Source organism: Arthrobacter sp. TJ-263 (assembly GCF_058269155.1).
On record NZ_JBZCNE010000003.1, the window covers coordinates 171,906 to 185,433 of the forward strand.

The window sequence follows — 13,528 nt, forward strand, 5'->3', positions numbered from 1 at the left end:
CCCAGGAGCACACCATGAACGACCCCTACACCCTGAACGGCATCACCCTCACCGCGCCGCCCATCCGCCGCCAGGGCGAGATCCTGACCCGCGAGGCACTGGACTTCGTCAAGGCGCTGCACCGGGCCACCCACAAGCGCCGCGAGGAGCTCCTCGACCACCGGTGCGGTCAGCGCAAGGCCGTGGCGGCCGGCGCCGACCCGCACTTCCTGCCCGAGACCCGGCACATTCGTGAGGACGCGTCGTGGCGGGTCGCCCCGACGGCCCCGGGACTCGAGGACCGCCGCGTGGAGATCACCGGCCCCGTGGACCGCAAGATGACCATCAACGCCCTCAACTCCGGCGCGAAGGTCTGGCTCGCCGACATGGAGGACTCCTCGACGCCGTCGTGGTCCAACGTGATCAACGGCCAGCTGAACCTCCGGGACGCCCTCGCGGGACGGATCGGGTTCACCTCGCCCGAGGGCAAGGAGTACCGGGTCGAGGGCCCGGCGGACGCGCTGCCCACGATCGTCGTCCGGCCCCGCGGCTGGCACCTGCCCGAGAGGCACGTCCTCATCCAGGACGTCGCCGTGGCGGGGGGCCTGTTCGACTTCGCCCTCTACTTCTTCCACAACGCCCGCACCCTGATCGACCAGGGACGCGGACCCTACTTCTACCTCCCGAAGATCGAGAACCACCTCGAGGCGCGGCTGTGGAACGACATCTTCGTCCAGGCACAGCAGCTGCTCGGCATCCCGCAGGGCACCATCCGCGCCACCGTGCTGATCGAGACCATCACGGCGGCGTTCGAGATGGAGGAGATCCTGTACGAACTGCGGGACCACGCGGCGGGCCTCAACGCCGGCCGGTGGGACTACATCTTCTCCGTCATCAAGAACTTCCGCACCCGCGGCCCGCGCTTCGTCCTGCCGGACCGTAACGCCGTCACCATGACGGCACCGTTCATGCGCGCCTACACCGAGCAGCTCGTCCGCGCCTGCCACCGTCGTGGCGCCCACGCGATCGGCGGCATGGCGGCGTTCATCCCCCACCGGCGCGACGAGCAGGCCAACGCCCTCGCCCTGGAGAAGGTGCGGGCGGACAAGACCCGCGAGGCCGACGACGGCTTCGACGGATCGTGGGTGGCGCACCCCGACCTCGTGCCCGTGGCGATGGAGGTCTTCGACGCGGCCTTCGGTGACCGCCCGAACCAGCTTCACCGCCTGCGCGACGACGTCCGCCCGGACGACGTCGCGCTGCTCGACATCGCCGCGACGCCGGGCACCATCACGGAGCGCGGCGTCCGCGAGAACCTCGAGGTCGGGGTGCGGTACATCGAGTCCTGGCTGCGGGGCAACGGCGCGGCCGCCATCAACAACCTGATGGAGGACGCGGCGACGGCCGAGATCTCGCGGTCGCAGATCTGGCAGTGGATCTACACGAGCGCGCTCACGGACGACGGCGAGGTGATCACCCGGGAGCGGGTCACCGATCTGCTCGACGAGGAGTTCGCGGCCCTGACGCGGTTCGACGGCGACCGGTTCGACGAGGCCCGCGAGGTCTTCGAGGAGGTGGCCCTCGGCACGCAGTTCCCCGCCTTCCTGACCGTGACCGCGTACTCGAAGTACCTGCGGGACGAGCGGGCGCTCGCCGCCGCGTGACCCCTTGCAGGGAACAGGGAGGGACGGCGTCCAGGCGCCGTCCCTTCGTCCGCGATCAGGCCTACGGGGCCGTGGGTGCGGCCGTGGGGCCTTCTTCCGGGGCACAGGACAGCCCGGCCGGCGTGACGTCGATCCGCTCGGGCGGGACGACTCCCGCGTAGCCGGAACCGAGGACGACGTCGACCGTCCGGTCCTCGCGCTCGTCGGCCACGTAGATCGAGTCGGGGATGGTGCGCTGCAGGGTGAAGGCGTTGGCGCGGCCGGCCTCGCCCGAGACGATGATCGCCGTCATCCCGGTGCGGTCGACCGGCCTGTTGGCGATGTCCCGCACCGCGAAGGAGCGGCCGCGGAGCTGTTCCGCGGCGATGCCGGCGAGTCCGTCGATGCTCGTGCTGTTGTAGACGTTGACGGTGATGGCGCTCGGGTCCTGGTAGTCGAACGGACCGGCGGGGCACGTCGATGTCGGTTCGGGAACCGCTTCGGGCGCGCCGGTGCCGATGTCTCCGCGCGCAACACCCAGGGCGACGTACACGGCGGCGATAACGAGCCCCAGGAGGAGCACGAGGACGACGCCATGGAGGATCCTGCGCATCGACACCCGCCGCCGGCGATCGGCGTCGTCCTCCGGGAACACGGCGCCGAGATCCGTCTCGGTCACGATCCGCTGGCCGTGCCACTCGGTCGGGTCGCGTCTGGCCTGCGCCCGCTGGTGGCGCGGCGAGCCCTGCTCACTCATCGAGCACGAGGACTCTCGCATGCAGGATGGTCCGCTGGTGCAGGGCCGTCCGGACGGCCCGGTGCAGGCCGTCCTCGAGGTACATCGTCTCGTTCCACTGCACCACGTGCGGGAAGAGATCACCGAAGAACGTCGAGTCCTCGGCGAGCAGTGCCCCGAGGTCGAGCGTGGTCTTGGTGGTCACCAGTTCATCGAGCCGCACCTGCCGGGGAGGCACTTCCGCCCAGTCCTTGGGGGTCACGCATCCGTGGTCCGGGTATGGCCGGCCGTCACTCACTGCTTTGAAGATCACATCTCTAGGGTAAGTAATTGCTTCGGCCAATGGAACGCGCGTGTCGGGCAGGCGATCGTCCCGTGGTTCGACGGTCACGCCGCCGGACCCGCCGGCAGTGCGGGAAGCTCGTCGGTGGACGTCGGGTAGGAGGGCTGCGCGCCCGGGCGCCGGACCGAGGAGGAACCGACGCGCACGGCGAACCGGACGGCGTCGTCCAACGGTCCACCCGCCGCGAGCCGCGCCGCGAGCGCTCCGACGAAGGCGTCCCCGGCGCCCGTCGTGTCGACCGCGGCCACCTGCGGGGCGGGCACCCGGCGGAGGCCACCGCTGGTGGCGACGAGGGCTCCGGCGCCGCCGAGCGTCATCACCACCGACGCGAAGCCGAGGGCGAGGAGGGACCCGGCGACGGCTCCGTGATCCGCGGGCACCTGACGCCCGAAGCGCGCGAGGACCAGGGCCCCCTCGTGCTCGTTGACCACCAGGGGGTCCGCGCGGAGGAGCGTGGGACCGTCGACGGCGATGACCGGTGCCAGGTTGACGATCACACGTCCGGCGGCGAGACGGATGGCCGCAGCCGTGGCGTCCGCGGGCAATTCGCCCTGGACGATCACGACGCCGGCATCCCGGATGGCGTCGGCGGAGGCCTCGACGAGTTCGGGCGTCATGGCGGCGTTGGCTCCGGGCAGCACCACGATGGTGTTCTCGCCGTCGTCGGCCACCTGGATGACCGCGATGCCGGTGGCACCGCCGGTCCGCCGGACGGCCCACAGGTCGACGCCCGCCGTCGCGAGGACGGAGAGGGCGACATCCGCGTACGCGTCGTCCCCCACGGCGCCGATCATGGTGACCTCGGCGCCCAGCAGGGCGGCGGCGACCGCCTGGTTGGCGCCCTTGCCGCCGGGCAGCACCGTCATCGAACGGCCGGCCACGGTCTCGCCCGGCCGCGGGTGCCGGTCGGCGGCGACCACGAGGTCCGCGTTGATCGACCCGACGACGACGATTCCCGACCGAGTGCTCATGCCGCGAGTCTGTCACGCCGATCCCGTCCGGGCGCGCCCGGACCGGTCGCGGATGGAGGGACCGTGCGCGGCGGAACATAATGGACCCATGCCTACGGACGCCCCCCTCGACCTGCTGCCCGCCGCCCCCGCCCTGCCCTCCCCCGGCCGGGGACAGCCCGCCCAGGGGCTCCTGCTCGACGTCGACGGGCCCGTGGCCAGCCCTGTCACGCGGACCGTCCCCGCCGGGATCATCGCCGACCTGCTCACGCTCGCCGCGGCGGGCTGGCCCGTGGTGTTCAACACGGGCCGCTCGGACGCGTTCATCCGTGAGCAGGTGATGGAGCCGATGCTCGCCGCGGGTCTGCCGGCCGGGGTGACCTTCCACGCCGTCTGCGAGAAGGGTGCCACCTGGTTCTCGTTCACTGCCGACGGCGCCGGGGAGGTCTTCCTCGACCGCGGGCTCGCGCTGCCCACGAGCTTCGCCGACGACGTGCGGGACCTCGTCGAGGAGAAGTACTCCCACCTCATGTTCTTCGACGAGACGAAACTCGCCATGGTCTCGGTGGAGCAGTCCCTCGACGCGGCGAACGCCGACTACCTCGAGGGCCAGAGTTCCTTCGACGACGACGCTCTGGACATCATGCACAGCCACGACATGGGCGCCTGCAGGCTGGACCGGGAGGAACCGGACAGCCGGGGGGACATCGAGTACCGGGTCGACCCGACCATCATCTCGACCGACATCGAGTCCGTCCGCGTGGGCAAGGACCTCGGGGCCGAGCGCGCCCTCACCCTGGTCGCGCCGCTCATGGACCTGCCCCGCACGTGGCGGACGGTGGGCGATTCACGCACCGACTACGCCATGGCCGACTACCTCCACGAGCAGGGGTACGACGTCGCGCACCTCGACGTCCGCCCGGCCGACGGCGTGCCCCCGAAGCCCTACGAGGTCCTGACCGAGGGCTCACTCATCCACGAGGAGGCGGGCGCCGCCTTCCTCGCGCGCTGCGTCGCCTCCCTCGGCTAGGGCCCGGCGCCGACCCCGGGGAAGCCCGGGGTCAGGCGGCGGGTCGTGCCAGGGCGTCCTCGATCGCGGCAATCACCTCGGGCGCGTCCGGCTCGACCGTCGGGGCGAACCGCGCGAGGATCTCGCCGTCGCGACCCACCAGGAACTTCTCGAAGTTCCACTTCACGAGGCCGGGCAGGAGCCCGGTCCCGAACCTCGTCAGCTGTCCGTAGAGCGGGTGCTGGTCCTTCCCGCGGACGTCGCCCTTGGCCATCAGCGGGAACGTGACGCCGAAGGTCCTCGAGCAGAACTCGGCGATCTCGCCGTCGTTCCCGGGTTCCTGTCCCATGAACTGGTTGCAGGGCATGCCGAGCACCACGAGGCCCTCGGCCGCGTAGCGGCCGTACAGCGCCTCGAGGCCCGCGTACTGGGGGGTGAAGCCGCACTTCGACGCGACGTTGACCACCAGGACGGGGTGGCCGCGGAAATCCCCGAAGGACTTCGTGCTGCCGTCGTTCATGGTGAGGTCGATGCCGTACAGGCCGGACGAGGACATGATTGCTCCCAGGGGACTCGGTGGTGCTGGTGCTTCGTATCGTCGCACGCGACGGATGGCCCACCGTGCGGACGGAGCAAATCGGCCCGTGGGTACGTTGGAAGGAACGGCGGCCCGGAGGCCGCCGCAGGACACCGACAGAACGGGTCACCCGATGGGAATCATCGACACGTGGAAGACGCAGCTCCGAACGACCTTCACGGACGGTGATCCGGCCATCCCGCAGTGGCAGTTCGAGTTCGAGAAGGGCGACGACGTCGGGTATTTCCCGATCGGCTCCGCCGTGTGGACGGTGCACAGTTCGATGACACCGACGGTGGCGGGCATCCGGGCGCTCCTCCTGCAGACACTGCACCCGGGCGCGATGGCCGGCGTGCACGCCCACTCGAGCTTCCGGGAGGAGCCGCTCGGGAGACTGGCGAACACCATCCGCTGGATCTTCACGGTGACGTACGGTTCGAAGGTCGCAGCCCGGGAGGGATCGGCGTTCGTCCAGCGCCTCCACACCCGGGTGTCCGGGACGTACACCGACAGCCGGGGCGTCGAGAAGCCGTATTCGGCGGCGGACCCGGACCTGATCCGATGGGTGCACCTCGCGTTCACCGACGCCTTCGTGGCGGCGCACTCCGAATACGGCGGGGCCATCCCGGGCGGCGTGGACCAGTACGTGGCGGAATGGGCACAGGCCGGGGAACTGATGGGCCTCGAGGACCCACCGCGGTCCGCCGCCGGGCTCAGGGCGCAGCTCGCCGCGTTCGACGGCGACCTCAGGAACAGCGAACAGGTGCAGGAGGCGCTCACCTACATCCGGCGTCCGCCCCTGCCCCGGTCCCAGCGCCTCGGGTACCAGATCCTGTTCGCGGGGGCGGTGGCGACGCTGGAGCCGCGCCACCGCGAGATGCTCGGCCTGCGGGCGCCGTCCCTCGGACCCGTCCCGCTGCCGATCCGGCCGGCGGTACGGCTGGTCCTCGGGATGATCCGGCTGGGGCTGGGGCCGGAGGGTCCCGCGGAGGCCGCCGCGAAGAACCGCATCCGCCGCGTGGCAGGAACCGTCTAGACAGCCTGGAGATGGAGCCGCCCGACGACCGTATACCCGGTCCGACGCCGGCGTTAGGCTCCAGGCATGCGAACGCTGCTCTTCGCTCCTGTGACCTTCAATCTTGCCGAGACGACCCGCATGATCATGATCGCGCGGGCGCTCGGCCCCGCATGTCACGCCGTGTTCCAGGTGTACGAATCCCCGTACGTGCACCTCGTGCGCTCGGCCGGTTTCGAGGTGCGCCACCTCGGCCCCGTCCTGTCGAGGCGCGAGCAGGGCCAGGTCCTGGCCCTCGACCAGGGGCGTTCGCTCCGCCATCCGTTCTCCCCCGGGCTCGTCCGCGCCCGGGTGGATGCCGAGCGTCGGCTCCTCCGTGAGACCGGCGCCGAGGCCGTGGTGATGGGGACGAACGTCACCTCGCTGATCTCGGCGCGCGCCGAGGAGGTGCCGCTGTTCTACGCCGTCCCTTTCGCGCTCACCCGACCTCACGTGGAGCAGACGCCGCGGCTCGGTCTCGTCACCGGGGCTGGTCGCCTCAGCGGGGTGGCCGACGGCCTCGCGTCGGCAGCCCTCCGCCTCGTCTACGGTCGGTTGCCGATCGCCCCGCGCGCCTTCCGCATCGTCGCCAGGGAGAACGGGGTGCGCCCCCTGCGCACCGGGTTGGACCTGTTCGAGGGCGACGTCAACCTCCTGACGGTCATGGCCTCCGAACTCGAGGGGTACCACCTACCGGCGAACTACATCAGGGTGGGTCCGATCTTCGCCGAACTGCCGGGCGAGGTTCCCCAGCTGGTGCATGAGCTCGCCCATTTGGACCGGCCACTCGTCTATCTGGCGCTCGGATCCTCGGGCAACCGGAGGACAGCGCTGCGTGCAGCCCACACCCTGGGCGCACTGGGGATCAACGTCGTCGCCCCCATCCGCCACTTCCTCACGCCCGGCGATGTGGCCGGGTTGCCGACGAACGTGCACGTCGTCGACCTGCTACCCGCACACCGACTCGGGGGGCTCATCGACGCGGCGGTACTCCACGGCGGACAGGGCACGGTGCAGACTGCGTGCGCGACGGGAGTACCGTTCGTCGGCATCGGCATGCAGCCGGAGCAGGCCTGGAACGTCGCGGTGTGCGTGCGGCAGGGCAACGCGATCGCGGTGTCGCCCCGGGATGCAGGCACCGAGCACCTCGCCGGCGCCGTGCGGCGGTTGCTCACCGACGGGTCCTTCCGCGCTGCGGCCGAACGGGAACGCCTGCTCCATGCGGACGAGGACGGGCCCGCCGCTGCCGCGCGGGCCGTCCAGGGACACCTGGGACCCGCGCGCTCGAGCGTTTGAGCCGGTTCGGCACGGTACCGGTAGGACCGCGGCAGCCCGCCGGTGCGGGGTGGTCCGTGGCCTCCGTTCGCGACCACCCACCCAGACAGAAAGGAACACCCCGGTCCGAAGACCGGGGTGTTCCTTGTCGAGCCACAAGCGGAGGATGGGGGATTTGAACCCCCGAGGGCGTGAACCCAACACGCGTTCCAGGCGTGCGCCATAGGCCGCTAGGCGAATCCTCCTCATTTGGAGCAGATACCAGAATACCCATACAACCGGCTCACGCCGAATCGCCGGGATATCGCGGGGCGACGGTGGCGCTTCTCCCGCCCTGCTCCGCGGATTCGAACGCCACGCGATCCACTGTGTAGACTATTTCCCGGCCCCTCATGTGGTGTCATCCTGTGAACTCCCCCAGGACCGGAAGGTAGCAAGGGTAAGCGGGCTCTGGCAGGTGCATGGGGGGTCTTCACTTTAAGGACTTTAGGGACGCGGGCAGCGGGAGGTTCCACGGTGGCAGACACGGGCGCCGGCCGCTTCGCCCCGAGCCCTTCCGGCCGCCTCCACGTCGGCAACCTCCGCACGGCCGTCCTCGCGTGGCTCTTCGCCCGCTCCACCGGACGCCGGTTCCTGATCCGGGTGGAGGACCTGGACCGCGTCCGCGCCGGCGCCGAGGCGGAGCAGCTCGCCGAACTGGCGGCGCTGGGCCTCGCATCCGACGAGCCGGTCCTCCGTCAGAGCGGGCGCCTCGCCCGGTACACCGCGGCGCTGGAGCAGCTCATCGCCCGGGACCTCGCCTACGAGTGCTTCTGCACGCGGCGCGACGTCGCCGAAGCAGCGAGCGCCCCGCACGGCCGGCCCGGCTTCTACCCCGGCACGTGCCGCGCTCTCAGCGAGGACGAGCGGGCCCGACGGCGCCTCGGCCGCCGCCCGGCGCTGCGGCTGCGCTCCGCCGTCGACAGCTGGACCGTCGAGGACCTGCTGGCCGGGCGCATCACGGCTCCGGTGGACGACGTCGTGCTGCGGAGGAACGACGGCGTGATCGCCTACAACCTCGTCGTCGACGACGCCGACCAGGGCATCGACCAGGTGGTGCGGGGCGAGGACCTCCTCGAATCGGCCCCGCGGCAGGCCTACCTCGCCTCCCTGCTCGGCCTCCCGATACCCACCTACGCGCACGTGCCCCTGGCGGTGGCGTCCGGGGGCCGCCGCTTGGCAAAGCGCGACGGCGCTGTGACACTGGAGGACCTCGCCCTGCAGGGCTGGTCCGCGGCCGAGGTCCTGGAGACGATCCTGGCCTCCCTCGGTCTTCCCGGCGGGAGTCCGGACGCGGCCCTCGCCGTGTTCGATCCGGGGCGGCTGCCGCGCCACCCGTGGGTGGTCGACCCCGCCGTCCTGTTCCCCGCCGCCGCCGGACCGGCATGCAAACCGTCAGCACCAACCGATAAGGTTCATCCGTGAGTACAGCCCTCTACCGCCGCTACCGTCCCGAGACCTTCGCGGACGTCATCGGCCAGGAGCATGTCACCGAACCCCTGATGGCGGCCATCGACAAGGACCGCATCAACCACGCCTACCTGTTCTCCGGGCCCCGTGGATGCGGCAAGACCACCTCGGCGCGAATCCTCGCCCGCTGCCTGAACTGTGCGCAGGGCCCTACCTCCACACCGTGCGGTGTCTGCGACAGCTGCGTCGAACTCGCCCGGAACGGCTCGGGCAGCCTGGACGTCATCGAGATCGACGCCGCGAGCCACGGTGGCGTCGACGACGCACGCGATCTCCGCGAGCGCGCCACCTTCGCCCCCGTCCGTGACCGGTTCAAGATCTTCATCATCGACGAGGCCCACATGGTCACGTCGGCGGGCTTCAACGCACTGCTGAAGATCGTGGAGGAGCCGCCGGAGCACATCCTCTTCATCTTCGCGACCACCGAGCCGGACAAGGTGATCGGCACCATCCGTTCGCGGACGCACCACTACCCCTTCCGGCTCGTCCCGCCCGAACCCCTCATGGCCTACCTCGAGCTGCTGTGCCGCCAGGAGAACGTGCCGGTGGCGCCGGGAGTCCTCTCGCTCGTGGTCCGTGCCGGCGGCGGCTCCGTCCGCGACTCCCTGTCCGTGCTCGACCAGCTCATGGCCGGCGCGAGCGAGTCCGGGCTGGACTACGAGCTCGCCGTCTCGCTCCTCGGCTACACGCATGCGACCCTGCTCGACGACGTCGTCGACTCCGTGGCGGCCGGCGACGCCGCAACGGTGTTCAACGCCGTGGACCGCGTGATCCAGACCGGGCACGACCCCCGGCGATTCGTGGAGGACCTGCTGGAGCGGTTCCGCGACCTGATCGTCATCAACGCGGTCCCCGAGGGTGCCGCGTCCGTCCTGCGCGGCGTCCCCGACGACCAGCTGAACCGCATGCGCACGCAGGCGAACCAGCTCGGTGCCGGCGAGCTGTCCCGCGCCGCCGACGTCACCAATGCGGCCCTGAACGAGATGACCGGCGCCACGTCGCCGCGGCTGCACCTCGAACTGCTGTGCGCACGCCTGCTGCTCCCCGCGGCGGATGCCTCGGTCCGCGGTACGCTCGCCCGGGTGGACCGCATCGAGCGTCGCCTCGAGTACGCCGCCGGGACGCCCGCTGCCGACGGCGGCAGCGAACCCGCTGCTGAACCCACTCCGGTCGCTGCGGCCGAGCCGACGAGACCACCGCGTCCACGGCTCGACGGCGTCCCCCGGACGGCCGAGGAGGCCGCAGCCCGCTGGTCGCTGCCGGTCGCCGATCCTTCCGCTCCTGCAGTGCCCGCCGCCGCTCCCGGCGCGCAGTCCCCCGCGATCCCGGCCGCCGCACGTGACCAGCAGGCGAAATCGCCGGCAGCGGACTCCTCGCCCGACTGGGGCGGCAACTGGGGCGTCTCCACCGACTCCGCCTTCGCCGACCCGGGCTCCGATGCGAAGACGCCGGCGCGTCCCGTGGCGGGCGCCCCCGGCGAGTCAGGCACACCCGGCGCTCCAGGCACACCAGGCGCTCCGACCACCGCAGGCATGCGGGAGGCAGCAGGCTCTCCGGACGCGGCCGGCGCAGCAGGAACCACCGGGGCGGCCCCGCCTCCAGGGGTCACGACGGCGGACACCTCGGCGACGGCCCCCTCGGCGCTGGACCCCTCGGTGAGCGCCGACGACCGCGAGGAGCACCCGACAGCCGACGAGCGCAGGCCCGACCCACGGGGCGCCACATCGGGGGCGGTCCCCGCGGAGCAGGCCTCCTCCGTCGAAGACGGTTCGCGGAGCCCTGCCGCTCAGGGCCCGCAAACGTCCGGCCACGGGAGCCGGCAGCCGAGCGCCGATTCCGGTCGGCAGTCCCATGCGGCACGGGAGCAGACCCCGTCCCCGGGTCAGCCGGCACAGACTCCGGGCGGTCCGGCACAGCCGCAGCAGGGATCCCGGCAGCCCGAACCGGGCCAGCAGGGGCAGCCCGCCGGGTCCGGCGGCAACGTCGAGATGATCCGACGGGCCTGGCCCGAGATCATGGACGAGGTCGCGCACATCAAACGCGCCACCTGGCTCATCGTGAACGTCTCGGCCAAGCCGCGGTCGTTCGAGGGCAACCAGCTGGTCCTCGCCTTCGTGAACCAGGGCAACGCCATCGGGTTCCAGCGTGGACCCCACATGGACAACGTGAAGCAGGCGATCCACAAGGTCCTCGGCCTCACCTGCTCCATCGAAGCCGTCCACGACGCCGGCGGGTCGGGTGAGTCGGGCCCAAAAGTACCGGCCCGCACGGCGGGCCCGGGTAGCAGCCCGGGCCCCGCTTCCTCGGCGTCGGCGCGCGAAAGCGACCCGACGGCCCCCCGGGATGACGCTCGACCGTCTCCGGACGCAGGGTCCGCCCAGCACGCGGACCCGGGAGCTTCGTCATCGCCCGCCGGCCCTGTGCCGCGGACCGGAGCCGGCGGTCCTGCGCCGTCGTCGTCCACGACCCCGGGACCGCGGGACGGCGGGACCGCCGAGGCCACGCCCCCGCGGCCATCGGGCGATGCGCCCACTCCGAACCGCACGAACACCGCGGGAGTGACCGCGGACGCCGAAGGTGCCGTCCACCCGGAACGGGACCTTGCACCGGCCGCGCCGCAGGCCCGGCAGTCCTCCGACACCCGCCCGGCACCCGCTGCGGAGCCCGACCGCTCCAGCACCGCGACGTCCGCTGCCGCACCTGCAACGCGCCGGGCCTCCGGTGACGCCACGATGCCGGCCCGGCCGAGGGGTCCGGTGCCGGACGCGGGCGCCGACCGTGGCACCCGCCCGGCCGAACGCGCAGCGTCCGCTCCGGCCGGCGCGGAGACCGTCGGTGCCTGGGACCCGTCCATGTCGGACGATTCCTGGGCCCTCGTCGAACCTCCCGAGGACGCGTACGATCCCGGTCCGGGCTGGGATTCCGTCCCGGAGGATCCCTCCGACCGTCGTACCGCAGGACCGCGCGGAGCCGGAGGCGTTCAGCTGCCTACTCTCCCCGCACCCGACACCCCGGGCGGCCGAGGTCCGGCCCCCCAGCGCTCCCAGCGTGCCCCGATGTCCCAGAACCCAAACGCCTCCGGCTCCCGCGCCGCACCGGAAGGAGCGGCCGCGAGTCCAGCCCCGGAACCCACGGCATCCCGATCCGTCATCTGGAGCCCCCCGGGCGCAGCGGCGCCACCGGCTGCCGGAGGTGACGGGACGCCGTCGCCCGGCGCGGGAGGCACCGCAGCGGGGACGGCACACCAGCCACCCGCCGCACGCATCACGGCTCCCACTCCGCCCAGGACGCCGGTCGTGCCCAGATTCGCGGCGCCCGCCCCCGCTGCCGCTGCCCCGACGCCGTCGTCCGCCCCCGACACGGCGGCACCCGGCACGTCGTCTGTGCCCGGTGGACCCGGACCGGTCGCAGCCGGCGACGTCCGGCAGAAGCCGGTCAGCCGCTACCAGCAGCTGCTCGACGAAGCAGAACGCAAGCGCGCCGAGGAGGCAGCTGCCACACGGGGCGCGGTCGATCTCCGCTTCGTGGAGGACGAGCCAAGCGCGGACGACGAGACCATCGAGGAATCGGGACTCGTGGGACGGACCGCGATCGAGCGCATCCTCAACGGGCGCCTCATCGAGGAACGCAGCATCGACGGACAGTAGGCCGCGCCCGGCAGCAGGACCGCCCGCGCCCACGCTCAGGGCGTAACACCGCCGCCTCCCCGCGGGCGCTCCACACCCACGGCAGGGCGGACAATGGAGGGTGCGCTTCTTCCCGCCGACGCAGCGGGGAGGGCGCACCACGCCCCTGGTACCGGCACACCGGCACCATCACCACAGGCAGAAGAGGACACCGTGTACGAAGGCGCAGTGCAGGAGCTTATCGACGAGCTCGGACGCCTGCCCGGGGTGGGCCCGAAGTCGGCCCAGCGCCTCGCGTTCCACATCCTGGAAGCGGACGGCGAGGACATGCAGCGCCTGGTCACGGCGATCACCACGGTCAAGGAACGCGTGAAGTTCTGCACCATCTGCGGCAATGTCGCCGAGCAGGAACAGTGCGCCATCTGCCGTGATCCGCGCCGGGACGCGACGATGATCTGCGTCGTCGAGGAATCGAAGGACGTGATCGCCGTCGAACGCACGCGCTCGTTCCGCGGCAGGTACCACGTGCTGGGGGGCGCCATCAATCCCATCGCGGGCGTCGGGCCCGACCAGCTGCGCATCCGCGAACTCCTCGCCCGCCTGTCGGACGCGCAGATCCAGGAGATCATCATCGCCACCGATCCGAACCTGGAGGGGGAAGCGACGGCGACCTACCTGGTGCGGATGCTCAAGACCATCGGCATCCCCGTCACGCGCCTCGCGTCCGGCCTCCCGGTCGGCGGCGATCTCGAGTACGCGGACGAGGTGACCCTCGGCCGGGCCTTCGAGGGCCGCCGCGTCATGTCCTGACGCGAGCGGCCCTGCAG

At 71.7% G+C, this 13,528-nt stretch carries 11 protein-coding genes, 1 tRNA gene and 1 other RNA gene; 8 read left to right on the plus strand and 5 right to left on the minus strand.

From position 1 onward, the window contains the following. Positions 1–14 precede the first annotated feature (14 nt). The gene (gene aceB / locus AC4D2F_RS14885; protein ID WP_490911243.1) at positions 15–1,643 is read left to right on the plus strand and encodes a malate synthase A; all 1,629 of its coding nucleotides are present in this window, start codon (positions 15–17) and stop codon (positions 1,641–1,643) included. 61 nt (positions 1,644–1,704) lie between these two features. Here the strand turns inward: aceB and AC4D2F_RS14890 are convergent, their stop codons facing one another. The 3 genes from AC4D2F_RS14890 to AC4D2F_RS14900 all read right to left on the minus strand — a co-directional run bounded on the left by AC4D2F_RS14890 (position 1,705) and on the right by AC4D2F_RS14900 (position 3,672). Beyond that, positions 1,705–2,379 (minus strand): LytR C-terminal domain-containing protein, encoded by a 675-nt coding sequence (locus tag AC4D2F_RS14890; protein WP_181033596.1) that lies wholly within the window; start codon positions 2,377–2,379, stop codon positions 1,705–1,707. Then, a complete protein-coding gene (locus tag AC4D2F_RS14895; protein ID WP_104167080.1) occupies positions 2,372–2,671 on the minus strand; it encodes a type II toxin-antitoxin system VapB family antitoxin in 300 nt (99 codons plus the stop codon). The genes AC4D2F_RS14890 and AC4D2F_RS14895 overlap by 8 nt, the downstream gene beginning before the upstream one ends. Positions 2,672–2,745: 74 nt before the next feature. Next, entirely contained in the window at positions 2,746–3,672 is a 927-nt protein-coding gene (locus AC4D2F_RS14900) for a ribokinase (RefSeq protein ID WP_490911246.1), read from the minus strand. A gap of 88 nt (positions 3,673–3,760) precedes the next feature. Here AC4D2F_RS14900 and AC4D2F_RS14905 point away from each other — a divergent pair, with 88 nt between their 5' ends. Further along, positions 3,761–4,681, plus strand: a complete 921-nt coding sequence (locus AC4D2F_RS14905) for a Cof-type HAD-IIB family hydrolase (RefSeq protein ID WP_258069817.1) — start codon at positions 3,761–3,763, stop codon at positions 4,679–4,681. A 31-nt stretch (positions 4,682–4,712) separates the two neighbouring features. Here the strand turns inward: AC4D2F_RS14905 and AC4D2F_RS14910 are convergent, their stop codons facing one another. Beyond that, a complete protein-coding gene (locus tag AC4D2F_RS14910) occupies positions 4,713–5,216 on the minus strand; it encodes a glutathione peroxidase (RefSeq protein WP_104167094.1) in 504 nt (167 codons plus the stop codon). Between the two features lie 154 nt (positions 5,217–5,370). On the opposite strand from AC4D2F_RS14910, the gene AC4D2F_RS14915 reads away from it, so the two are divergent. Together AC4D2F_RS14915 and AC4D2F_RS14920 are read left to right on the plus strand one after the other, a co-directional pair. Next, entirely contained in the window at positions 5,371–6,273 is a 903-nt protein-coding gene (locus tag AC4D2F_RS14915) for an oxygenase MpaB family protein (RefSeq protein ID WP_490911248.1), read from the plus strand. A 66-nt stretch (positions 6,274–6,339) separates the two neighbouring features. Next, positions 6,340–7,587 (plus strand): glycosyltransferase, encoded by a 1,248-nt coding sequence (locus AC4D2F_RS14920; protein WP_490911250.1) that lies wholly within the window; start codon positions 6,340–6,342, stop codon positions 7,585–7,587. Between the two features lie 139 nt (positions 7,588–7,726). On the opposite strand, the gene AC4D2F_RS14925 is transcribed toward AC4D2F_RS14920, so the two are convergent. After that, a tRNA-Ser gene (locus AC4D2F_RS14925) sits at positions 7,727–7,811 on the minus strand. A gap of 136 nt (positions 7,812–7,947) precedes the next feature. Between AC4D2F_RS14925 and ffs the strand changes: the two genes are divergently transcribed. From ffs to recR, 4 genes are all read left to right on the plus strand, one after another. Then, an RNA gene (gene ffs / locus AC4D2F_RS14930) (signal recognition particle sRNA small type) lies at positions 7,948–8,043 on the plus strand. A 39-nt stretch (positions 8,044–8,082) separates the two neighbouring features. Then, positions 8,083–9,030 carry a tRNA glutamyl-Q(34) synthetase GluQRS gene (gluQRS, locus tag AC4D2F_RS14935; protein WP_490911252.1) on the plus strand — a complete coding sequence of 316 codons (948 nt, stop codon included), beginning with the start codon at positions 8,083–8,085 and terminating at the stop codon, positions 9,028–9,030. Beyond that, on the plus strand, positions 9,027–12,722 hold the full coding sequence (locus AC4D2F_RS14940; RefSeq protein WP_490911254.1) for a DNA polymerase III subunit gamma and tau: 3,696 nt from the start codon (positions 9,027–9,029) through the stop codon (positions 12,720–12,722). The genes gluQRS and AC4D2F_RS14940 overlap by 4 nt, the downstream gene beginning before the upstream one ends. A gap of 192 nt (positions 12,723–12,914) precedes the next feature. Continuing rightward, positions 12,915–13,511, plus strand: a complete 597-nt coding sequence (gene recR / locus AC4D2F_RS14945; protein ID WP_104167104.1) for a recombination mediator RecR — start codon at positions 12,915–12,917, stop codon at positions 13,509–13,511. The last annotated feature ends 17 nt before the right edge of the window (positions 13,512–13,528 follow it).

What these genes read in the sequence shown, in the direction of transcription:
- aceB (WP_490911243.1), top strand. Translation starts at nt 15, where the DNA reads ATGAACGACCCCTACACCCTGAACGGCATCACCCTCACCGCGCCGCCC.
- AC4D2F_RS14920 (WP_490911250.1), top strand. Translation starts at nt 6,340, where the DNA reads ATGCGAACGCTGCTCTTCGCTCCTGTGACCTTCAATCTTGCCGAGACG.
- AC4D2F_RS14910 (WP_104167094.1), bottom strand. Translation starts at nt 5,216, where the DNA reads ATGTCCTCGTCCGGCCTGTACGGCATCGACCTCACCATGAACGACGGC.
- AC4D2F_RS14890 (WP_181033596.1), bottom strand. Translation starts at nt 2,379, where the DNA reads ATGAGTGAGCAGGGCTCGCCGCGCCACCAGCGGGCGCAGGCCAGACGC.
- AC4D2F_RS14915 (WP_490911248.1), top strand. Translation starts at nt 5,371, where the DNA reads ATGGGAATCATCGACACGTGGAAGACGCAGCTCCGAACGACCTTCACG.
- AC4D2F_RS14900 (WP_490911246.1), bottom strand. Translation starts at nt 3,672, where the DNA reads ATGAGCACTCGGTCGGGAATCGTCGTCGTCGGGTCGATCAACGCGGAC.
- AC4D2F_RS14905 (WP_258069817.1), top strand. Translation starts at nt 3,761, where the DNA reads ATGCCTACGGACGCCCCCCTCGACCTGCTGCCCGCCGCCCCCGCCCTG.